This is a genomic window from Shewanella sp. BJSY2023SW007, assembly GCF_047314525.1.
In the GTDB taxonomy this organism is placed as follows: Bacteria; Pseudomonadota; Gammaproteobacteria; order Enterobacterales; family Shewanellaceae; genus Shewanella; species Shewanella chilikensis.
The window spans coordinates 1-20,510 of sequence record NZ_JBKORL010000017.1 but is presented as its reverse complement, the minus strand read 5'-3'; the positions used below and the strand labels follow the sequence as shown (position 1 = coordinate 20,510).

General features: G+C 48.8%; 21 protein-coding genes and 1 pseudogene. 15 read left to right on the top strand and 7 right to left on the bottom strand.

Translation table 11 applies throughout. The annotated features are described in order from the left end of the window. The coding region (locus tag ACMHXE_RS03630; protein ID WP_413731404.1) for a hypothetical protein at positions 1 to 185 on the top strand (185 nt) is incomplete at its 5' end. A 99-nt stretch (positions 186 to 284) separates the two neighbouring features. On the opposite strand, the gene ACMHXE_RS03625 is transcribed toward ACMHXE_RS03630, so the two are convergent. Then, positions 285 to 983, bottom strand: coding sequence for a DUF3334 family protein (locus ACMHXE_RS03625; protein ID WP_101055786.1), 699 nt, complete (start codon positions 981 to 983; stop codon positions 285 to 287). 315 nt (positions 984 to 1,298) lie between these two features. Here ACMHXE_RS03625 and ACMHXE_RS03620 point away from each other — a divergent pair, with 315 nt between their 5' ends. The 5 genes from ACMHXE_RS03620 to crr all read left to right on the top strand — a co-directional run bounded on the left by ACMHXE_RS03620 (position 1,299) and on the right by crr (position 6,370). Further along, positions 1,299 to 2,933 (top strand): methyl-accepting chemotaxis protein, encoded by a 1,635-nt coding sequence (locus ACMHXE_RS03620; protein ID WP_101055787.1) that lies wholly within the window; start codon positions 1,299 to 1,301, stop codon positions 2,931 to 2,933. Between the two features lie 382 nt (positions 2,934 to 3,315). Beyond that, positions 3,316 to 3,705, top strand: coding sequence for an ACT domain-containing protein (locus ACMHXE_RS03615; protein ID WP_025010258.1), 390 nt, complete (start codon positions 3,316 to 3,318; stop codon positions 3,703 to 3,705). 79 nt (positions 3,706 to 3,784) lie between these two features. Continuing rightward, positions 3,785 to 4,042 (top strand): HPr family phosphocarrier protein, encoded by a 258-nt coding sequence (locus ACMHXE_RS03610; protein WP_028779985.1) that lies wholly within the window; start codon positions 3,785 to 3,787, stop codon positions 4,040 to 4,042. Positions 4,043 to 4,053: 11 nt separating this feature from the next. Then, entirely contained in the window at positions 4,054 to 5,757 is a 1,704-nt protein-coding gene (gene ptsP, locus ACMHXE_RS03605; protein ID WP_101054303.1) for a phosphoenolpyruvate--protein phosphotransferase, read from the top strand. Positions 5,758 to 5,860: 103 nt separating this feature from the next. Then, entirely contained in the window at positions 5,861 to 6,370 is a 510-nt protein-coding gene (gene crr / locus ACMHXE_RS03600) for a PTS glucose transporter subunit IIA (RefSeq protein ID WP_101054306.1), read from the top strand. A gap of 140 nt (positions 6,371 to 6,510) precedes the next feature. On the opposite strand, the gene ACMHXE_RS03595 is transcribed toward crr, so the two are convergent. From ACMHXE_RS03595 to ACMHXE_RS03570, 6 genes and pseudogenes are all read right to left on the bottom strand, one after another. Then, positions 6,511 to 7,236: a response regulator gene (locus ACMHXE_RS03595; RefSeq protein WP_101054309.1), complete on the bottom strand. Its 726-nt coding sequence runs from the start codon at positions 7,234 to 7,236 to the stop codon at positions 6,511 to 6,513. Continuing rightward, a pseudogene (locus ACMHXE_RS03590) lies at positions 7,211 to 8,894 on the bottom strand (ATP-binding protein). Before ACMHXE_RS03590 ends, ACMHXE_RS03595 begins: the two are co-directional and overlap by 26 nt. A gap of 25 nt (positions 8,895 to 8,919) precedes the next feature. Beyond that, positions 8,920 to 10,422: a tripartite tricarboxylate transporter permease gene (locus ACMHXE_RS03585; protein ID WP_413731401.1), complete on the bottom strand. Its 1,503-nt coding sequence runs from the start codon at positions 10,420 to 10,422 to the stop codon at positions 8,920 to 8,922. 3 nt (positions 10,423 to 10,425) lie between these two features. Next, positions 10,426 to 10,899 carry a tripartite tricarboxylate transporter TctB family protein gene (locus ACMHXE_RS03580; RefSeq protein WP_101054314.1) on the bottom strand — a complete coding sequence of 158 codons (474 nt, stop codon included), beginning with the start codon at positions 10,897 to 10,899 and terminating at the stop codon, positions 10,426 to 10,428. Between the two features lie 13 nt (positions 10,900 to 10,912). Next, the gene (locus ACMHXE_RS03575) at positions 10,913 to 11,830 is read right to left on the bottom strand and encodes a tripartite tricarboxylate transporter substrate binding protein (RefSeq protein ID WP_224866342.1); all 918 of its coding nucleotides are present in this window, start codon (positions 11,828 to 11,830) and stop codon (positions 10,913 to 10,915) included. Between the two features lie 60 nt (positions 11,831 to 11,890). Continuing rightward, entirely contained in the window at positions 11,891 to 12,535 is a 645-nt protein-coding gene (locus ACMHXE_RS03570; protein WP_226565790.1) for a hypothetical protein, read from the bottom strand. 417 nt (positions 12,536 to 12,952) lie between these two features. On the opposite strand from ACMHXE_RS03570, the gene ACMHXE_RS03565 reads away from it, so the two are divergent. The 9 genes from ACMHXE_RS03565 to ACMHXE_RS03525 all read left to right on the top strand — a co-directional run bounded on the left by ACMHXE_RS03565 (position 12,953) and on the right by ACMHXE_RS03525 (position 20,398). Continuing rightward, positions 12,953 to 13,303 carry an ArsC family reductase gene (locus ACMHXE_RS03565; protein WP_101054321.1) on the top strand — a complete coding sequence of 117 codons (351 nt, stop codon included), beginning with the start codon at positions 12,953 to 12,955 and terminating at the stop codon, positions 13,301 to 13,303. Beyond that, complete coding sequence (gene dapE, locus ACMHXE_RS03560; RefSeq protein WP_101054324.1) at positions 13,300 to 14,433, top strand: succinyl-diaminopimelate desuccinylase; 1,134 nt, start codon at positions 13,300 to 13,302, stop codon at positions 14,431 to 14,433. The genes ACMHXE_RS03565 and dapE overlap by 4 nt, the downstream gene beginning before the upstream one ends. Positions 14,434 to 14,436: 3 nt before the next feature. After that, entirely contained in the window at positions 14,437 to 15,162 is a 726-nt protein-coding gene (locus tag ACMHXE_RS03555) for a M15 family metallopeptidase (protein WP_101054327.1), read from the top strand. Positions 15,163 to 15,289: 127 nt separating this feature from the next. Continuing rightward, a complete protein-coding gene (locus tag ACMHXE_RS03550) occupies positions 15,290 to 16,123 on the top strand; it encodes an alpha/beta fold hydrolase (protein WP_101054329.1) in 834 nt (277 codons plus the stop codon). A 101-nt stretch (positions 16,124 to 16,224) separates the two neighbouring features. Then, positions 16,225 to 16,836: a carbonate dehydratase gene (can, locus tag ACMHXE_RS03545; protein WP_101054332.1), complete on the top strand. Its 612-nt coding sequence runs from the start codon at positions 16,225 to 16,227 to the stop codon at positions 16,834 to 16,836. 237 nt (positions 16,837 to 17,073) lie between these two features. Continuing rightward, a complete protein-coding gene (gene kdnA / locus ACMHXE_RS03540) occupies positions 17,074 to 18,261 on the top strand; it encodes an 8-amino-3,8-dideoxy-alpha-D-manno-octulosonate transaminase KdnA (RefSeq protein ID WP_413731397.1) in 1,188 nt (395 codons plus the stop codon). A gap of 20 nt (positions 18,262 to 18,281) precedes the next feature. Next, on the top strand, positions 18,282 to 19,352 hold the full coding sequence (gene kdnB, locus ACMHXE_RS03535) for a 3-deoxy-alpha-D-manno-octulosonate 8-oxidase KdnB (protein WP_101054334.1): 1,071 nt from the start codon (positions 18,282 to 18,284) through the stop codon (positions 19,350 to 19,352). A gap of 68 nt (positions 19,353 to 19,420) precedes the next feature. Beyond that, the gene (gene kdsB, locus ACMHXE_RS03530; RefSeq protein ID WP_039035453.1) at positions 19,421 to 20,158 is read left to right on the top strand and encodes an 8-amino-3,8-dideoxy-manno-octulosonate cytidylyltransferase KdsB; all 738 of its coding nucleotides are present in this window, start codon (positions 19,421 to 19,423) and stop codon (positions 20,156 to 20,158) included. A 21-nt stretch (positions 20,159 to 20,179) separates the two neighbouring features. Beyond that, positions 20,180 to 20,398 (top strand): DUF2897 family protein, encoded by a 219-nt coding sequence (locus tag ACMHXE_RS03525; RefSeq protein WP_101054568.1) that lies wholly within the window; start codon positions 20,180 to 20,182, stop codon positions 20,396 to 20,398. The last annotated feature ends 112 nt before the right edge of the window (positions 20,399 to 20,510 follow it).

Here is a 20,510-nt window from a genome sequence, read left to right as displayed (position 1 = left end):
TGCAGCAAGGTAGCTCGTCGGGCTCAGTTCCTTATAAGAGCCTCGAAGGTCGTCGGTTCAAATCCGGCTCCCGCAACCAATTTCTAATTCCTTCAGACTCCAGTGCCCTTCACAATAGCAAACATGACATTGAAGATTACATTCCCTACCTGTCCTCCCGATTCAAGATAGAAAAATCCACCTAACATTCGATAGTAAAAAGCTCTTAATAGAGGCCAGGGAAGCTATTTGGAATTGATTCCCCGGCAACCTGAAATGAACAAAATAACGGTCATCTCAGGAGGTCAAATTCCCAACTCTTTGAACAGATCATCAGTGTCATCATCGATATTTGCCGCTTTCACCCAAGGTGATTCAGAAACTTTAGTCTGTGACTGTTGACTGCCATGACGAGCCAGAAGCAGATCAGGGTCAAATTCTTCATCGGTTTCAAACTCTGCCAGACGAATAAACTCTGTCTTGTCCATGGCAAATTCAAGATAAAATATATGATTGTTTTCTGTTTTGAAGGACACTCTACGAGCGATGGGCTCGTCCAAGTTGGCATCAATGGATATGGTCAGTTCCTTGTTTATAGTCAGCATCTTTGGCTGGCTTTGGCTAATAGATGTTTGCAGCTCCTTGGATACCTTGCCGATAAAATCCCCCAACATCTGATTCATCAGTTCACCCATTACATCACCCACCTCATCTGAGGTATGGGAGAAAGCTAGTTCTTCCTCAGGCATGCCCATATGCAGCATATAGCGACGATAAATTTCCAATGCAGCCGCAGCGGAAAAATTAATCACCACCAGACCGGAAAAGCCGCCATCAAAGATAGAGAAACAACCGAGATCCGGCTTAAGCCGAGTACGGGTAATACGCTGTACAACTCCAGCATGGGACAAAGTACTTGCTGTAGTGGCTGATAAGACATGGGTCACAGAGTGACAAAGCTTCAGTAAAATATCGTCTGAACTAATGACTTGAGGTGTATTCATGAAAAGAGGCCAATAATAAAAATAAGGTTAATATTGAGCCCTTCAGCCAAAAAAATCAAAATAAAAACAATTAATTAGACTTCGAACGTTAACCTAAGTGGCTGAGCACGGCTTAAGCTTTTGATATTTGAGCCGATATCCTCTGTGCAGCATTGAGAGCAGCTAAGCAAGGAGCTCTTTTTAGGCTTGATATAAGCTGAACAATGAGCCTGATCAACAAAGCAAGTCAAGCCAGGTAAAAAGGTTTCACTTGGTTTTTCCATCGCGTTATAGTCGCTGCCAACTAACTAAAAATAGATAACAAAGGAGTACGAAATGGCACTACTCAGGAAGCTCACCATTCTTCAGCGCCTTATCCTTATGTTGGTTCTGGCCGCAATAGGCACCCTGTGTTTCGCCAGTTTCTCCATTAAAGAACAGTACGATAACCTGATAACTCAAAAATGGCTGCAAAATGATGCCCAGCTGAACACTGCCCTGTCTGTAGTTGCAGCACACCGTGATCAAGTTCGTGCTGGAACACTAACTCTTGAGAAAGCCCAACAAGAGTCAGCAGCCTTGGTGGGCCAGATGCGATATGGCCGTGAAGGTTACTTTATTCTGCTCTCAGATCAGGGAAAAATCATCGCCCACGGCGCTGAGCCGTCGCTGGTGGGCCAAGCCATTGCCGATTATCATATCAAGGATGGCAGCAATCCGCTGGCCCAGCTACAACAACAAGCCAAGGCCAATGGCACAGGCAAACTCAGCTATGAGATCCGCAACCCAGCCAGTGGTAATAGCGAAGAAAAGCTCACCGAATCCAGATATGACAAAGATTGGGGCTGGACCCTGCTGACCGGTACATATATCAGCGATGTCAACGCCACAATGAAGTCAGTCTCAATCGATTATCTGATCATTATGATGTTGATTTCAGCGCCGATTTTCATCTTCTTTCTGGTGCTCAATCAATCCATTACCGCGCCGCTTAAGACCGCCATCGCCGCAATGGAGGATATTGCCCAAGGTGAAGGCGATCTCAGTAAAAGGCTCGAAGGTCAAGGCCGTGATGAAGTAGCAGCACTAGCCCGTGCCTTTAACAGTTTTGTAGAGAAGATAGGTAGAACCGTCAGCGAATTGCAGCCACTTGGTGCATCACTTGGCGAGGACGCCGAGCACCTGACAGTCGCAGTCAAAGAGTCCAACCACAGCGCCGATAACATCCACAGGGAAACCGCCAGCGTGGCCACCGCCGTGAATCAGATGCTGGCAACCACCCAGGAGATGGCCAACAATACCCAGCAGGCTGCCGATGCCGCTTCCAGCGTCAAACAACAAGCCCTCAGCGGTAAAGAGACCATGGATGCGACACTGGCAAACTGCCAGGAGCTGGTGCGCGAACTGCAAGCCGCAGAAAACCTTACCGAAACCCTGGGTCAAGCTTCAGGCAGAATTGGCGGCATTCTCGATGTGATCCGCACCATTGCCGAACAAACCAACCTTTTGGCACTCAACGCCGCCATCGAAGCCGCCCGCGCCGGTACTCACGGCCGCGGCTTTGCTGTAGTGGCCGATGAAGTGCGCGCCCTTGCCAACCGCACTCAGGACTCCACCAACGAAATTCACAAGCTGATCAGTGAAATTCAATCCGGTGTCAGCGCCGTTATGGAGAGTAACAGCCAAACACAGAGCCAATCCTCCGAGCTGCAAAAACAGGCCGAAGCGGCAGGCTCTGCCATGGATCAAATCCTCTCCCTGGTAGCACAGATAAGCGATATGAATACCCAACTCGCCAGCGCTACCGAAGAGCAATCTTTGGTGACCGAAGAGATCAATCGCAATGTCAGCACCATTTCCGAGCTGACTCAAGTTTCAGTGCAAGCCAATGCCAGCAACCAAAGCGCAGCAATGTCGCTTGAGCAGATCAGCCAGAACATGCGCCGCACTCTGGGGCAATTCAAGATCTAACATCTCGAGGGGCAGAACGTATTCTGCCCCTTTCTTATTGTGATAAGCTAAGGAAGGTGCGAATGAGTCCTCGTGGCACTCTGGTTTGCACAGCAATTGGCGTTCAAGGCATCTGACTGAAGGCATGTCGAAGTCGGATAACGCAGAGAGCCGGTTGCTGTGAAAACCCCGAAGGGCGTGGCTTACAGACCTGCCTGCTGTGTTGTGCTTCTTGCAAAGGACTAGGGCCATTTGCGGCGAACCACGCCTTGCATCCAGGCCTGTAAGCCGACGCAGAGCACACATGGGACTTGTTCGCACCTTCCCGGAGTTTGCCGTACCCGGCAGGTGATGCCGCAGCGGCGCCCATTGGTGGCCCCGGGCGAAAATAGAGGTATTGGCTTTGCGCATGACATTGGCGGTCTATCCGCAGCTATTCACTATCCACAGTTTCAGCTCAGATACCCAGGTTCCGGCCGAAGTACTCAGCCAGCCGCTGTTTTTTATTGCCAAAACCCGTGAGGAGCTTTCGGTAGTCGTCGATTGTAAACTGGAGCTCGATAGCCTGGAGCAGGAAGAAGACTGGCGTTGTCTTGAACTTTTAGGGCCACTTGGCTTTTCCATGACGGGTATCATGGCCAGAGTCTCGGCAACTCTCGCCGATGCCCATGTGAGTATTTTTACAGTTTCAACCTTCGATACCGACTATATACTGCTGAAGAAAGATAAGTTGGATACCGCCATTCGCGCCCTCAGAAAGCAGCAATATCAGGTTATTGAATATGGCAATTGACGGCTTGGTCGCCGGAGTATTGCAAAACGTCAGCCGTTACCGGATATTATTCAGTTAATTACATGAGTCAAAGAAGTCTATGTACGAAAAAACCGTCACTATTACCGCCAAACACGGGATCCATACCCGCCCTGCCGCACTGCTGGTAAAAGAGGCGAAACAGTACGATTGTGATGTGATGGTTGAGTGCCAGGGCAAACAAGCCAGTGCCAAGAGTCTGTTCAAGTTGCAGACACTGGGGCTCTATCAAGGCGTGTCTGTCAGAGTATTTGCCGAAGGTGAACAGGCTCGCGAAGCCGTTGAACGGGTGTCGGAACTGTTGATCACCTTAAGTTGAGAGGAACACAGATGCGCCTCGCCGGAATTGCAGTCTCATCGGGTATCGCCTTCGGAGAAGCGGTAGTCTACAACCCCTTTGACAACAGCATGGATTACCGCCTGCTGCCACTTGCCAAAATCCCTCAAGAGCTGAATAAGCTCACCCAGGCACTGCAGCGCTTGTGCCAGCAGTTACAAACCAGCCTGGATAAACTGACCGAAGATTCAGACAACTTCCAATTGGTGGAAGCCGATCTGCTACTACTGGAAGATACTGAACTTATTCAACAAATTCGCGAGTCCATCAGTGGGCTGCAGTTTTCAGCCACAGCAGCGGTAGAGCGGGTCTTTGCCCACCAGGCCAGTGAACTTGAAGCACTGGAAGACCCTTATCTTGCAAACCGGGCCCAGGACGTACGTTGCCTCGGCAGACGACTTATCAGTAGTATCAACGGCGCCGATGCCGATGGCCTGGATAAACTCAAACATGACTCCATCTTGTTGGCTCAGGATCTGACACCGGCGGAATTTGCCCTGCTGCCCCTTGAACATATCAAAGGCATCATACTGAAGACCGGTGGCCTCACCAGCCACACGGCTATCTTGGCCCGTGCCGCCGGCATCCCCGCCCTGCTTTCCTGCAACTATCAAACAGGCAATATCAATGCCGGCGATCAGCTCATTCTGGATGCCAACCAAGGTGCTTTATTTGTTCGCCCGGAGCAAACTGAAGTCACAGAGCTTAAGCAGAGATTTGAGCGCGAGCAGGCAAGACGCAGCGCACTGGAGCAATACCGGGACAGGCAGACCCAGACCCAGGACGGAAAACGCATAAGCCTAATGGCCAACGTGGGTAACCTCAATGAGATCTCCCGTTTGCCCCTGGTCGGCGCAGAAGGCATAGGCCTTTTTCGTACCGAATTCATGCTGATGGATGCCAGTTGTATTCCAGATGAAAAGGCTCAGTACAACCTCTATTGCGATGCTCTGCAGCTGCTCAACGGCCAGCCCTTCACCATACGTACACTGGATATAGGTGCTGACAAGGAACTGCCTTGCCTGGATCAGGCAATAGAAGACAATCCTGCGCTTGGCATGCGCGGCGTGCGCTACACCCTTAAACATCCTGAAATTCTGCAGACACAACTACGGGCCGTATTGCGCGCCGCCAATCATGGTCCGGTTCGGTTGATGCTGCCCATGGTTAATCAGGTTGAAGAGTTGGACGCCGTACTGGATATGCTGGAGCACTGTAAACAGCAGCTCAGCGAGGCCGAGAAAGGCTATGGCGACATCAGCCTTGGCATAGTGGTGGAAACCCCGGCCGCGGTTATGAACCTGCCAACACTACTGCCTAAGCTGGACTTTATCAGCATAGGTACCAATGACTTGACTCAGTATGCCATGGCGGCCGACAGAACCAACCCTGAATTGACCCGGGATTATCCCTCATTTTCTCCGGCGATCCTCAGGCTGATTGCCATGACAATAGCAGACGCCAAAGCCGCCGGCATCAGGGTCTCTTTGTGTGGAGAGCTGGCAGGCGATCCGCGTATTGCGCCAATACTGATGGGCATGGGGCTGGACGAGTTGTCAGTCAACCTGGGATCTGTGCTGGAAATCAAAGCGGCGCTGTGTGAGGGTAACTTCAGTCAATTTGCAAAGCAGGCCAAAAAAGCACTCGTCTGCACTCGATTGTCCGAATTGACATCCTTGATCTCCCTCTGTCATTAAAGCTATTAATTCAGTATGCTAAGCAAAAATCCCCTTCCCCAACCTGAACGTTGTCGAGGGACTGTTTAACCAGAAACCAAAAACAAAAAGGACAAAACAACCCATGGGATTTTTAAGCCGGATCCGCCGCATGGTATCGGGGCAGCCCAACATAGAAGGCGGTATTAAAGTTTATGCCCCTATCAGTGGCGATATTGTTGCCATTGAAAAAGTCCCGGATGTGGTCTTCGCCGAAAAGATTGTCGGTGATGGCATTGCGATAGAACCCAAAGGTAAATTTATGCTGGCGCCGATTGACGGCACTATAGGCAAAATTTTTGAAACTAACCATGCCTTCAGCATAGAGTCGCCCCAAGGGTTGGAGCTGTTTGTTCACTTCGGCGTTGGTACTATAGAACTTAGAGGAAAAGGCTTCAAACGCCTGGCCCAGGAAGGTCAGGATGTTAAAGCCGGCGAACCTATACTGGAGTTTGACCTCGACTTTCTCAAAGACCAGGTCAACAGTCTGCTCACTCCTGTTGTGCTGGCTAATATGGAAGATGTTAAGTATCTGGAAAAGCGCCAGGGTAGCGTCAACGCCGGCAAAGATGTGATATTCACGGTTCAGGTCTGAACTAAACCCCAATAATACTCAAATGCATTATTTGACATAGTGCATTTGAGTGCCGGTCAACGTCCCCTACCTTCTGGTTGCGGTTCATTAAAAAATCGCGGTTCCTGGAACAGATAATTCTCTCACTTACCAATATCGCATCAGCTTTTGTTAAAGCCGATAAAGCGATAACTTCGTTCCGGACGGCCGATAGCCCCGTAATTTTGATCAACAATCAACTCATCAATCGCCAGCATATATTCCAAATAACGCCGTGCAGTTGAACGACTCATGCCGACAAGAGCCCCCATTTGTTGTGCGGTATAACTTTGTTTCGGATGTTCAATAAACACGGAACGAATTTTATCTAGAGTCAAGGCATCCACACCTTTGGGTAGACGAACCGGTACTTGATTACTCGATTGCTTATTATCCCCCCCAAATAGAGTGTCAGCGATGGATTGGGTTACTTCTTCCGCTACCGAAAGACAGTGTTGACGAGCTTCAAAGCGAGCAAGTGCTTGATCTAAACGCTTTAACATTAAAGGTTTAACAAGAAAATCACATACTCCCAATTGCATGGCTTGTTCTAAAATGGTGACTTCCTTGGCTGCTGTAATCAACATCACATCACTTTTGAGTCCTTGCTTACGAACCTGTTGTAACAACTCAAGTCCAGAACCATCCGGCAGATAAATATCCAATAAAAGCAGATCAGGTTGTAATGCTTTTAACAAACCGGTCGCAACTTTTATGCTACCGGCACAACCCACAACTTGATACTGTCCCTGGCGTACGGTGTCTTGCGTTTGAGGAAACAGTAAATACTGAGCCAACAATTGTGAGACGGCAACTTCATCTTCAACAATGATTACTGAATACGCCATGAGAAGTTCCTTTAACATGTTTTTTCGGAATGTAAACGGTAATCCTTGCACCGCCTAAATCAGATTCTCCCAATTCCAATGTACCACCACAAGATTCCAAATGCGTTTTCACCAAATACAACCCTACACCATGTTGTGCACCCGTTTTTGAACTGTATTGCGGTGTAAAAATGGCAGCTTTATCAGCACCTAGTCCTATACCGCTGTCCTCAACATCGAATATAATATTTTGCGCCGTTTCATCAATGGTAACTAACACACGAGGCAGCCGCAGGTGTTGTACCTGTTGCACCGCTTCAATCGCATTATCAATAAGATTGCCCAAAATAGACACCATGCGTTCCAGGAGTTCCTTGCGTTCAATACTGCATAACAAGCTATCATTATTCAGTTCCACACTGACATTCACCTCCCGGGCTTTGTGGTACTTCCCTAGTAATAATCCAGCGATAACAGGTTCTTGAATATGGGTCAATAAACTTTCAATCTGAGCCTGTGAACCTTGGCTCTCTTGACCAATAAGCTCAATCGCCTTATCCAACTCTCCCATTTGGATTAAAGCACCAATAGTGTTTAACTTATTTGAATAATCATGAGTTTGTACCCGCAATAACTCAGCAAATGCCTGTACCTTGGCCAATTGTTGCGATAAATACTCTAACTCATCAGCAGGTCGCATACTCAATAGCACACCATCATTGTAGCCGTGGGCTTGAAGTAAAAAACGTGATAAAACCAAACGTTTATCGGCAGCAAACAACTCGAAACCTAGAATACGGCGACTTGGATTTCGCAATAAAAACTCTGCATGTTCCGGCAATAAATCAGTTAAATGAAGACTTTGATGCTGGATACGCAACGGTTGTTCCAGGATTTCACAAGCCCGTTGATTTATTTTCCGAACATTCCCCTTTGGATCGAGTGCAATAATGCCGGAACGCACTGTATTCAAGATGGCTTCCTGCTCAGCAAATAGCCTTGCTATTTCATCTGGTTGCAACCCAAAAATGGCGTTTCGCACCCATCGACCAATAAATACGGCAGCAAAAATACTGAGTAACAATAACGAAATGCAGCCCCAGAACAATATACTACTACGCTCTAAAATCAATAATTCAACTGAGCCGGCCAAAAAACCTACAGATACCAAACCTAAGATCTCACCACTATCATCATAAACCGGTACCTTGCCACGAATAGATTCACCTAAACTCCCAATGGCCTCAGAAACATAATACTCGCCACGTAATCCAGCTTCTGAGTCTTCCCCAACCATACGTTGACCTATTCGCGTTGGTTCAGGATGCACCAAACGAATTTCTTCAGTATTGCCAATGACAATAAAATCAGCATTTACTTGCTGACGCAATTGTTCCATTTTAGCATTGAGCTCAGGGTGTTCATTCGCTTCCTTGTCAGCTTTTAAAGCCATAATCACATCCGGCCGAGACGCTATTGACAGAGCCAATGCTAACGCCTTCCCCCCCACTTCTTGATGAAAGTTTTGCGTGATCACATTATAAACCAATGCAAAAAAGAACAATGCTTGAAACACAGACGCCAACAACCAAAATAATTAATCGGGTTTCCAATTTTTTTGGACGGCGAATCACTTTGAATGCGGACGCAGAGATTGCCTCTTGTTCTGAATTTCGCATGATATCCACCCTATAACTTGGCATCCTAACGAAGATAGTTACTCAAGAAACTTTTTAATGGAATAAGCAATACTAATATCGCAATAACACCTATAGCTAATGTAAGAGGTCGTTCCCATAAAAAGCTTATTGAACCATCAGAAATCATCACGACACGTCGATAATTTCGCTCAATCATATCCCCTAAAATAAACCCGAGTAATAAAGGCGCCATAGGAAAACTCAACAACCGTAGAATAAGAGCTATAGCAGCAACACCCACCATCATAAATAAATCGAAGGTGTTGAACGTCACTAAATAAACTCCAATTAAGCTAAAAAATAAAATCATTACCGTTAACACTGCCCGCGGTAAGGTTAATGCTTTAGCAAAATAAGGAATCAAGGGTAAGTTCAAAATAAGTAAAACAATATTACCAAAATACATACTGATAATAACAGACCAAAACACCGCAGGGTTTTCTTGCATTAGTGTAGGACCAGGCTGAATACCATAAGCTATTAGCGCACCAAGCATAATCGCTGTGGTTCCTGAACCAGGTATCCCAAGTGTCAATAGAGGGACAAAGGAGCCGGTACAAGCTGCATTATTTGCAGATTCCGGTGCAGCCAAACCTCGCATTGAACCTTGTCCAAAGCGTTCCTGTAATGCTTTCGGGGCTAAATTACGCTCACAGGCGTACGCCATAAAACTTGCAATAGTTGCGCCAGCCCCCGGTAATACGCCGATTAGAAAACCCAATAAGGATGAACGCCCTACAGTAGGCGCAAGCTCCTTTACTTCCGCTTTACTCAGCTTGGTTGAACCGATTTTAGGTGTGCCCATGTCCAGTTCCCCGGGATTTTTTTGTTCCGGGCGAATGACATTAATCAAAGCTTCCGATAATGCGAAAGTCGCCATGGCAACTAATAGAAAGTTCACACCATCAAGCAAATCTGCTTGGCCAAAGGTAAAACGTTCAGTGCCTGAAGATGGATCTATACCTATAGTGGCTAACATTAATCCAAAGACTGTCATCATCATGGCTTTTAAAAATTGACCTTTATTAGAAAAGGCTGCAATCGCTGTTAACCCCAGGAACATCAACATCATATAATCCGCAGAATGAAAACTTAAACTCACTTCTGCCAATAAGGGGGCGGCGACCATCAACATTAACGCGCCAATGGTTCCACCAGTGAAAGACGCATAAGCCGCAATCGCCAAAGCTTTGCCTGCATGTCCTTGCTTTGCCATAGGATAACCATCAAAGGACGAGGCCACTGTACCGGCCACCCCGGGCGCATTGATTAAAATAGATGACGTTGAGCCTCCAAATATAGCGCCATAATAAACACCAGCCATCAAAATCATGCCGGAGTCAGCGCCTATGCTGTAGGTAATAGGGATCATCAGCGCGATCGCAGTCATGGGGCCTAAACCGGGTAACATGCCAATGAAGGTCCCCACAAAACAACCTATGATCACGTACATCAAGTTTTGCCAAGCAAAGGCGGTTGATAAGCCTGTTAAGATTCCATCTAGCATGATTTAACTCCAAAATTCACCAGGGGCAAGATAAACACCTAATAACTGGGTCATGATGATCCAAAAAATAATCACTACAGGGATTGATGCCAACAGTAGTATTTTTTTACGTCTTTCACCCATTAACCAAAAACCGACAAGTAAAAAAACTGTTGTTGCCAATACAAAACCCAGCGGTTCTAAAAGTCCGCTATAAAGCAACATAAGTACTATTAACAACAATGTTTGACGGATACTTTTCCAGCTTATGGTAGTTTTAATTTCCCGTTTTTTATTCACTGGCGCTTTCACTATTTCAGCTATCATTGCCAGTAAACAAATCACCATCCCTAATACCGTGTACAACTTTGGTAAGCTTGCTGAATTAACACTTTCGTACTCTTCAAATGGCATCAATGGGATCTGCCAAGCGTAAATGCCATAACAAACAAATAGCAGCAAAAATAATGTTGACCCTATGAGCTCTCGATTCATCATAGTCATCTCTCCTTTAACGATGGATAAAGCCCAACGCTTCCATTGCATCACGAAGCTGCTGTTCTTGTGCTTCAAGTACATCAACAAACGCATCCTGGCTGGTAAATAACGTGCGCCAGCCATTACGTTGACGTACGCTCTCCCATTCAGGTGTTGCCATTAAACGTTGAAACCTGTCACTGTATTCCTGCACTTTTGCCTGTGAGACATCTGGAGCAGCAAAAAAGCCACGCCAATTCACAAATTCCATGTCATAACCCAGTGTTTTCATAGTGGGGAGCTGTGGATATTCCACCAAAGGTTCATCAGCAGTGATCGCCAAGATCCTTACCTGTCCCGCACGCATCATATCGAGTGCTTCGCTTAACCCCGTCGATAAGAGATTTACTTCGCCGGACAACAAGCCCGCCTTGGCTTTTCCACCAGCATCATAAGGAATATACCTGAGCAGTCTGCCATCGATACCTGCCGCTTGAACTGCCTGTGCGGCAACTAAATGGTCCATAGACCCGCGGGCTGAGCCACCGGCGACTTTGATCGTTTTTGGATCTCCGCGTAAGGCTTCAATAACATCGTGCCAGCTTTGATAGGGAGAATCTGCACGCACTGCAAACGCCCCGTAGTCGGCAATAACGCTGGCAACTGGTGTCAAATCGCGATAGCTGTAAGGCAACTGCCCCGAAAGTGCTCGCAGCACTATCGGCGTAGAATTAACCATCAACATATCGCCTTTTTTCGTTCCCGACTCAATCAAATAAGCAATAGCGCGGCCACCTCCACCACCAGAAATATTCTGGAATGAGGTGTTGTCATCCAGTCCTGACTTCACCATGGCTTCGCCTACAGCTCTTGCTGTCGTATCCCAGCCCCCGCCTGGCCCTCCAGGAATAAGAAAGTGCGTTTCTGCGCGACTTTGAACACTACAAAGCATCAGGGCGTATGCCACTAAGGCGATCAACCGATAAGTTATCTTGATCATTGTCCTTCTCCTTTAACCTGGATTCGGCACAGGTGCGTCGCACCCGACACAAGGGGAAACCATGAACGCCATTTCCCGGGCGTAATCTTTAATTCCATCTGAGGGATGTTGAACGGGACTGCTTAATCGACTTGATAAGGTTTTCCGAACGAAAAATGTTCTCACCTTGGTTTTATGTCGTTGTGCCTTTGACACATTTTTCTGCCCCCATACAAGAAAGCAATCATTCGTGATTCGATATTCAGATAAACAACCACCGCCAGGGAACTTACGAGACTTTTGCCTATAGCCTTGCCATTTATCGCAACTAAATCCCTTGAATAGATACGCGCTCTGCAATCTGAACTGCTCAGAAGAATTACAATCATGCTCCTGATAGAAAATGGGAAAATGTTTAAAATGTCTTTGTGTGCAACCAGGCTCCGCTCGCCAACTCGTTAAAAAGAGAAACCTGCGTTCTATATCACGTTTTAGCTGTCGAATGGCTAAACTGAGTAAGCTGGCGACCGGGGTAACGGCCCCTAATCCACCAACAAAGCTAATTGGCAAAATATCTGTTTGCGCTTTACAAGAAAGAGCATGGGATTCTGACTTAGTTATCGTCCCGGTTGCCCCCCGACAACTCAGGGCATTGATAAAAATAACCGTATTATTCATTGGCTAATTCCTATTCTGCGTCCGCATTCAATAAGGTTGCTGACGTACAGGACAGCCTAGTGTTAAACCAAGGTTAATATAAGATTGCGAAATTAATTTCCATAAAAACCTTTGACGAAATTTTATCCATTAAGCGCATGCTCAAAATGAACAAAACTAAGGAAGGTGCGACTAAGTCATCGTGGCACTCTCTTGATGTAAAGAGTGGCTTGCACAACAATTGGCGTTCAAGGCATCTGACTGAAGGCATACCTGGGCCTGTCGAAGTTGGATAACCCAGAGAGCCGGTGCAGTAAAATCCCCGAAGGGCATGGTTTATGAATTTTCCACATCAAGATCCCCCTTTTCATCGGTTTAGCCTTTGTTATACTCGCTGACAATTACGAACTATAAGCAATACAGAGAAACGGACTCGTCATGACAGATAGAATCTATGGGATTAAAAACTGCGACACGGTTAAGAAGGCACGAAAATGGTTGGAGGCCAAGGGCCAGCAAGTGACTTTTGTGGATTTTCGTGAGCAGGAACTATCACAAGACACTCTCAAGGCCTGGGTCGAGCGCATCGGCTGGGAGGCGGTGCTGAACAAACGCTCCACCAGTTTCCGTGCGCTGGATGACGCCGATAAGCAGGATATTGATAGTGCCAAGGCGATATCCCTGATGCTGGCCAATCCAACCCTTATCAAACGCCCTGTATTGACCCGGGGCCAAGATGTGATGACCGGTTTTAAAGAAGCCGACTACCAAGCGTGGTTCGGCCTATGAGTCAGCAGGTGCTTGAACTTGCCAAGGAGTTAATCTCCAGGGCATCTGTTACCCCTCTGGATGAAGGCTGTCAGGCATTGATGGCCGAGCGCCTTGCCAAACTGGGCTTTGCCAACGAGTCCATGGTATTTGAAGATACCACCAATCTCTGGTCTCGCCGCGGTACTGAAGGACCGGTATTTTGTTTTGCCGGTCATACAGATGTGGTACCGCCGGGGGACTTGACCAATTGGCATACTCCGCCCTTCGAGCCAGTGGTTATCGACGACTATCTTCACGGCCGCGGCGCCGCGGATATGAAAGGCTCGTTGGCGGCCATGGTGGTGGCCACCGAGCGTTTTGTGACCGCCCATCCGAACCATCAAGGCTCTATCGCTTTTCTGATCACAAGCGATGAAGAAGGCCCCTTTATCAACGGCACTACCCGGGTGATAGACACTCTGGAAGAGCGCAATGAAAAGATCACCTGGGCCTTGGTCGGTGAGCCATCCAGTACTCTCAAACTAGGCGATGTAGTCAAAAATGGTCGCCGCGGCAGCCTCACCGGCAATCTCGTCGTCAAGGGTATTCAAGGACATGTGGCCTACCCTCACCTGGCGGATAACCCAGTGCACAAGGCTGCGCCGGCGTTGGCCGAACTTGCCGCCATGCAGTGGGACAAAGGCAATGAGTTTTTCCCGCCGACCAGTTTTCAGATAGCCAATATCAACGGCGGCACAGGGGCATCCAACGTGATCCCGGGTGAGCTCAAGGTAATGTTCAACTTCCGTTACTCCACCGAAGTCACCGCCGAAGAGCTGATTAAGCGGGTCGAGAATATCCTCGATGCCCATGGACTGAATTATGAGCTTGGCTGGATCTTCAACGGCCTGCCATTTTTGACCGGCGATGGCCCGCTGCTTGAAGCGACCCGCCAAGCGATTAAAGAGGTAACAGGCTCAGAGACCGACCCGCAAACCTCGGGCGGCACTTCAGATGGGCGCTTTATTGCGCCTACCGGTGCTCAGGTAATAGAGCTGGGTCCGGTGAATGCCACTATTCACAAGGTTAATGAGTGCGTGAAAGTCGCGGATCTCGAGCTGTTGGCCCAGTGTTATCAGCGTATCCTGGAAAAACTCTTGTTGGAGTAAGTGATGGCAAAGAGCGATTTTCTCTATGGGCTGGAGACCGAAGAAGCGCCACGAAGGACACTGGTTAATCTAAGCGGCAGTGAAAGCGGCTCAGGCGCTGAAGTTTGGCTGGAAGCCGAGACGGCAAAGGCCTTTCTCAAGATGCAGGCCGCCGCCGAGCAAGATGGCATCGCCCTGGCCATCTGTTCGGGTTATCGCAGCTTTGAGCGTCAACTCGCGATTTGGAATGCCAAAGCCTCAGGGAAGCGCCCTCTACTGGATAAAAACTCACTCCCGGTAGGTGACGTCGGCGCGCTCAGTGATGATGAGTTAGTGGCGCTTATTTTGCTTTGGTCGGCGCTGCCTGGCGCCTCTCGCCACCACTGGGGGACCGACATGGATCTATTCGACAGCGGCCAAATCAGCAAGCATGAACTCAAATTGGTTAATGCCGAGTATGAACCCCAGGGCCCTTGCTATAAGTTGAACCTGTGGCTGGACGAGCGCGCCCTGGATTTTGGCTTCTATCGCCCTTTTCAGCCAGGCCTCAGTGGCGTCAGCCCGGAGCGCTGGCACTTGAGTTTCCTGCCAAAGGCCAAAGGGTTTCTCGAAAAGTTTGATAGCGATCGTCTGCGGCAAATACTCGACCACAGTGACTTAGCACTCAAGCAAAGTTTGCTTAGGCGTTTGCCGGAACTGGTCGAGACTTATGTCAGGCGCGTTGCCCCCTATCCGGAAAGCTTCACATAAGTACCTTTGAAGTACGTTTGAATGAGCGAGTTTAAATAAACATCATGCGATTTCGCACCCGGATCCTAAGTCGGCAAACTTGAGGTATCCTTTGCTCCAAACAATAAATCCGGGATACCTTTCAACAATGACTGACTTCAATCAATATCGGCAGCAAATCGAACTCAGGGGCGAAACCCTCAGCTATCTGGATCTGGGCCAGGGCCCTGTGCTGCTGCTCGGCCACAGCTACCTTTGGGACGCCACCATGTGGCAACAGCAACTGCCTGTACTGGCGAAACACTACCGCTGCATAGTGCCGGATCTTTGGGGACATGGTCAGTCAGGCGCGATTCCAGCGCATACCGAGAGCCTGGCGGATATCGCCGCCGATATGTTGACCTTGATGGATAAACTCAATGTCGATGAATTCACTGTCATCGGCTTGTCGGTCGGTGCCATGTGGGGCGCCGAGCTGGTTCTGAAGGCGCCTTCAAGAGTCAAGGCGTTGGTGATGATGGGCAGCTTCCTCGGCTTTGAGCCCGAAGTTACCCGCAACAAATATATGGCCATGTTGGATGGCATCAGCCAATTGGGGCAAATTCCTGCGCCCATGGCAGAGCAGATAGCACCTATGTTTTTTGCCGTAACCACTGCAAGTTTACGGCCACAACTGCTGAGTGATTTCGCCAGCGCCCTGCAAAGTATTTCACCAGAGCGTATCCCTGATACCGTCGCCATGGGCAAACTGATTTTCAATCGCCGCGACGCCATGGAAGATGCCGATAACTTGACTCTACCCTGTTTAATCATGTCAGGAGTAGAAGACACGGCACGCACTGTGCTGGAATCCTTTTTGATGGTCGATGCCATAGATGGCGCCGAGATGATGCAGATACCGGCAGCCGGCCATATTTCTGTGTTGGAACAGGGCGATTTTATCAACCAAGCCCTGCTGACGTTTCTTGAAAAACATCACTGAAATCCGGCCGCGATGGATAGACCAGCGCGGCTTTATTTTCTGATACACTGCCGAAAGTAAATCGGACCACTGTGTTCCCATAAGCTATTTTGTGAGCCTGAATGAAAATACTGAAACCGCTTTTTGAAAACAACCGCCGCTGGGCAGCCAGAATAAGCACTGAAAACCCAGAGTTTTTTGAGCAGTTGGCCAAACAGCAAAACCCCGAATATCTCTGGATAGGTTGTTCCGACAGCCGGGTTCCCTCCAACCAGATCATAGATCTGATGCCGGGAGAAGTATTTGTACATCGCAATATCGCCAACATGGTGATCCACACAGATCTCAACTGTTTGTCAGTTTTGCAATACGCGGTTGATGTGCTCAAGGTGAAGCATATCATGGTGGTGGGCCACTACGGCTGCGGCGGCGTCAAGGCCGCCATGGGTACCGACAGACTCGGGCTTATCGACAACTGGCTGGGACATCTCAGGGATATCTACCGCCTGCACCACCAAGAGCTGGAAACCCTCAATGAAAAACAACGGTTTGATCGCCTTTGTGAGCTCAATGTGATTGAGCAGGTCGCCAATGTCACCAGCAGCAACATAGTCCAGGAAGCCTGGGCCAAGGGACAAAATCTCTCAGTGCACGGCTGGATCTACGGAATAGACAATGGGCTTTTGACCGATCTTGACGTCACAGTGGATGGCGGACATCAAAGGGTGGAGTAATCCAAACAGACAAGGGGCGCAGCAGCGCCCCTTGCTTTATCGGTGAAATTTTACGCAGTTGGATTTTTTCCGAAAGAAAGCATCGCAGTATGTTGGCCACCCCGTTATAATTCTGCAGTTAACACGGGTGCTCAGTCATCCGGTCACCCGGCGCATTTCGCGTGACAGCCTTATGGCATAAGGCCTTTTCTGGCGTGACCCTCCCAGAGCACAACACTATCTAAGGAGACACCTTCCATGCCCGGTTTTGAATTGTTTGGTCCTGAAGAAAAACAGGAAGTAGCAGACGTCATGGAGAACGGATTCACCTTCCGTTACAACTTTGATGCCATGCGTAATGATCGCTGGAAAACCCGCGATATGGAGCAGCTCTTATGTGACAAGATGAATGTCAAGCATGCTCACCTGCTCTCCAGCGGTACTGCCGCCCTGCAAACCGCGCTGGCCGCCGCCGGTATCGGCGCCGGGGATGAAGTGATTGTTCCTCCTTTCACCTTTGTCGCTTCTGTTGAAGCAGTATTCATGGCCGGCGCCATTCCGGTATTTGCCGAAATCGATGAGACTCTGTGTCTGTCACCAGAAGGAATTGAAGCCGCCATTACCCCACGCACCAAGGCGGTAAACCTGGTACACATGTGCGGTTCCATGGCCAAGATGGACGAAATCAAAGCCATCTGTGAAAAACACAATCTGGTACTGCTGGAAGATGCCTGTCAGGCCATCGGCGGCAGCTACAAAGGTCAGGCTCTGGGCACCATAGGCGCTGTGGGTTGTTTCTCTTTCGACTCGGTTAAAACCATCACCTGTGGTGAAGGTGGCGCTGTGATCACCAATGATGAAACCATCTACAACCACGCCCACATGTTCTCTGACCACGGCCATGATCATATAGGTAATGACCGCGGCGCCGAGTCTCACCCTATTATGGGCCTCAACTTCCGTATCAGCGAAATGAACGCCGCTCTGGGTCTGGCTCAGCTGCGCAAACTGGACACCATAGTGGAGATCCAGCGTCGCAACAAGAAGCTTATCAAAGACGCCATGGCCGATATTGAAGAAGTTACTTTCCGCGAAATCCCCGATCCTGAAGGCGACAGCGCCGGTTTCCTCAGCTTTATGCTGCCAACCGAGCAACGCACTCAGGAAGTCAACAAGGCGCTCTCTGCCAACGGTGTCGATGGTTGCTTCTACTGGTATGTCAACAACTGGCACTACCTGAAGAACTGGCATCACATTCAGCAGCTCAAGAGCCCTGCTGCCCTGCCGATCACATTAATCGAAGATCGTCCGGATTATACTAAAGTTTCTGTGCCCAAATCTGACGCTATCATGAGCCGGACCATTTCCATGCTGATCAAGCTGTCCTGGACTGAAGAACAGATTGCCGAGCGCATTGCCAACATCAAGAAAGCATTTGCCCAATAACCTAAAGGGAGCTGGTTGCTATGAGTTTCAAGAATTTTAAAGTCGTCCCCAAAATGATCTTTGGTCGCGGTTCTTTTGTCCAACTGGATGAAGTGCTGGCCGCCGAGCGCAAAGAAGCCAACGACTTCGTGGTTTTCGTCGTGGATGACGTTCACAAAGGCAAGCCGCTGGAAGGTCGTCTGCCACAGAAAGAACAAGATCTGGTGCTATGGGTCAATGTCGATGAAGAACCAACCACAGAGCAGGTTGACAGCCTTACCGAGCAGGTTCAGGCATTCAACAGCAAACTGCCTGTGAGCGTAGTCGGTCTGGGCGGCGGCGCCACCATGGATCTGGCCAAAGCCGTATCTTTGATGCTGACCAACCCAGGTGGTTCTGCCAAGTACCAAGGCTGGGATCTGATCAAGAACCCTGCAATTCACCACATAGGTATCCCTACCATTTCCGGTACAGGTGCCGAAGCCTCACGTACCGCGGTACTGTGCGGCCCTGAGCGTAAACTGGGTCTGAACTCTGACTACACAGTATTCGATCAGATCATCATGGACTCCGAGCTGATTGCCGGCGTACCTACTGACCAATGGTTCTACACAGGTATGGACTGCTACATCCACTGTGTTGAATCTCTGCAAGGTACCTTCCTGAACGAGTTCTCCCGCGCCTACGCCGAGAAGTCCATGGATATGTGCCGTGAAGTTTTCCTGGGTGATCACCCTGAGAAAGACGACAAGCTGATGATGGCCTCCTTCATGGGCGGTATGAGTATCGCCTATAGCCAGGTAGGTGCCTGCCATGCGGTTTCTTACGGTCTGTCTTATATCTTGGGTTATCACCACGGTATTGGTAACTGTATCGCCTTCGACGTACTGGAAGAATTCTACCCTGAAGGGGTTGAAGAATTCCGTGCCATGATGAAGAAGCACAACATCCAGTTGCCTAAAAATATCTGTAAAGACTTGCCGGACGAAACCATTGCCGCCATGGTTAAAGTCACCAAGAGCATGGGTCCTTTGTGGGCCAACGTCTATGGTGACAGCTGGCAGGAAAAAGTCACCGATGAGATGCTGACCAAGCTGTTCCGTCGTATCTAAGCCGGTAAATGACTGCTATGATTAGGGCTCTTTATGAGCCCTTTCTTCTTGAATACTAGGAAAATTGAATGAAAGTCACCCTGTTGATCCCTGCACGCTATGGTTCCAGCCGCTTTCCCGGCAAACCTCTGGCACCGATTAACGGTAAACCTATGATCCAGCACGTTTATGAGCGCGCCGGACTGGCCAAAGGGTTGGATAACATCTATGTGGCAACCGATGATGTACGCATCAAGGACGCTGTAGAGGCCTTTGGCGGCAATGTTGTGATGACCGGCGCCGAAGCGGCCTCCGGCACCGACAGGATTAACGATGCCATCACCCAATTGGGGTTGGCGGATGACGATCTGGTAGTCAACCTGCAAGGGGATCAACCCCTGATCGATCCCATCTCCATAGAGCAGATCATCAGTCTGTTCCAGCGTCATCCCGGTGAGTTTGAAATGGCCACCCTCGGCTACCAAATCACCGAAGAGGATGAATTGGACGATCCCAAGCATGTGAAGATGGTCTTTGACAACGAATTCTATGCGCTTTATTTCTCCCGCGCCCGGATCCCATTTGGGCGTGATATCAACGACTACCCCGTCTATAAGCATCTTGGGGTGTATGCCTACACCCGCCGTTTTGTCGAAACCTTTGCCAAGCTGCCTTTGGGCAGACTGGAAGATCTGGAAAAACTGGAGCAACTGCGGGCCCTGGAATATGGTCACAAGATCAAGGTCGCCATCAGCGCATTTGACTCGCCTGAGGTAGATACACCTGAAGATATCCGCCGCTGTGAACAGCGTCTGGCCGTAGACTGAAGCAGGTAGCAGGAGATGGAAATGTCATCTTTGGAAGTCTGGTTGATCATCATTTTAGTGATAGGCGTTATTGCCAGTAACCTGGCGGTGCTCAAGTACAGTGCCAAGTTTAAAATGCCGCAATTTGGCCAGCACAGTAAAGACAAGCAAATAAAGCGTAAGGGTGAAGCCGCTGGCAACACGGATAAAACCCTGAGCTCCCAGACTGATGGAAAACATCAGGATAAAAACAAAGACTGACACAAAAAAGGCGCCATTGGCTAATGCCGTTCACTTAGTGTGAACGGCATTTTTCTTAGGCTTAATGGGATACTTGTTTTTACTCATTTTTAACGCACGTGGATAGGCTCTA

Bases quoted from the DNA above. Each gene is read 5' to 3' on its own strand.
- ACMHXE_RS03575 (WP_224866342.1), bottom strand. From the start codon at position 11,830: ATGCTTTGTAGTGTTCAAAGTCGCGCAGAAACGCACTTTCTTATTCCT.
- kdnA (WP_413731397.1), top strand. From the start codon at position 17,074: ATGCCCGGTTTTGAATTGTTTGGTCCTGAAGAAAAACAGGAAGTAGCA.
- ACMHXE_RS03625 (WP_101055786.1), bottom strand. From the start codon at position 983: ATGAATACACCTCAAGTCATTAGTTCAGACGATATTTTACTGAAGCTT.
- can (WP_101054332.1), top strand. From the start codon at position 16,225: ATGAAAATACTGAAACCGCTTTTTGAAAACAACCGCCGCTGGGCAGCC.
- ACMHXE_RS03525 (WP_101054568.1), top strand. From the start codon at position 20,180: ATGTCATCTTTGGAAGTCTGGTTGATCATCATTTTAGTGATAGGCGTT.
- ACMHXE_RS03580 (WP_101054314.1), bottom strand. From the start codon at position 10,899: ATGATGAATCGAGAGCTCATAGGGTCAACATTATTTTTGCTGCTATTT.
- ACMHXE_RS03595 (WP_101054309.1), bottom strand. From the start codon at position 7,236: ATGGCGTATTCAGTAATCATTGTTGAAGATGAAGTTGCCGTCTCACAA.
- ACMHXE_RS03620 (WP_101055787.1), top strand. From the start codon at position 1,299: ATGGCACTACTCAGGAAGCTCACCATTCTTCAGCGCCTTATCCTTATG.
- ACMHXE_RS03570 (WP_226565790.1), bottom strand. From the start codon at position 12,535: ATGAATAATACGGTTATTTTTATCAATGCCCTGAGTTGTCGGGGGGCA.
- ACMHXE_RS03550 (WP_101054329.1), top strand. From the start codon at position 15,290: ATGACTGACTTCAATCAATATCGGCAGCAAATCGAACTCAGGGGCGAA.
- crr (WP_101054306.1), top strand. From the start codon at position 5,861: ATGGGATTTTTAAGCCGGATCCGCCGCATGGTATCGGGGCAGCCCAAC.
- kdnB (WP_101054334.1), top strand. From the start codon at position 18,282: ATGAGTTTCAAGAATTTTAAAGTCGTCCCCAAAATGATCTTTGGTCGC.
- kdsB (WP_039035453.1), top strand. From the start codon at position 19,421: ATGAAAGTCACCCTGTTGATCCCTGCACGCTATGGTTCCAGCCGCTTT.
- ACMHXE_RS03585 (WP_413731401.1), bottom strand. From the start codon at position 10,422: ATGCTAGATGGAATCTTAACAGGCTTATCAACCGCCTTTGCTTGGCAA.
- dapE (WP_101054324.1), top strand. From the start codon at position 13,300: ATGAGTCAGCAGGTGCTTGAACTTGCCAAGGAGTTAATCTCCAGGGCA.
- ACMHXE_RS03610 (WP_028779985.1), top strand. From the start codon at position 3,785: ATGTACGAAAAAACCGTCACTATTACCGCCAAACACGGGATCCATACC.
- ACMHXE_RS03555 (WP_101054327.1), top strand. From the start codon at position 14,437: ATGGCAAAGAGCGATTTTCTCTATGGGCTGGAGACCGAAGAAGCGCCA.
- ACMHXE_RS03565 (WP_101054321.1), top strand. From the start codon at position 12,953: ATGACAGATAGAATCTATGGGATTAAAAACTGCGACACGGTTAAGAAG.
- ptsP (WP_101054303.1), top strand. From the start codon at position 4,054: ATGCGCCTCGCCGGAATTGCAGTCTCATCGGGTATCGCCTTCGGAGAA.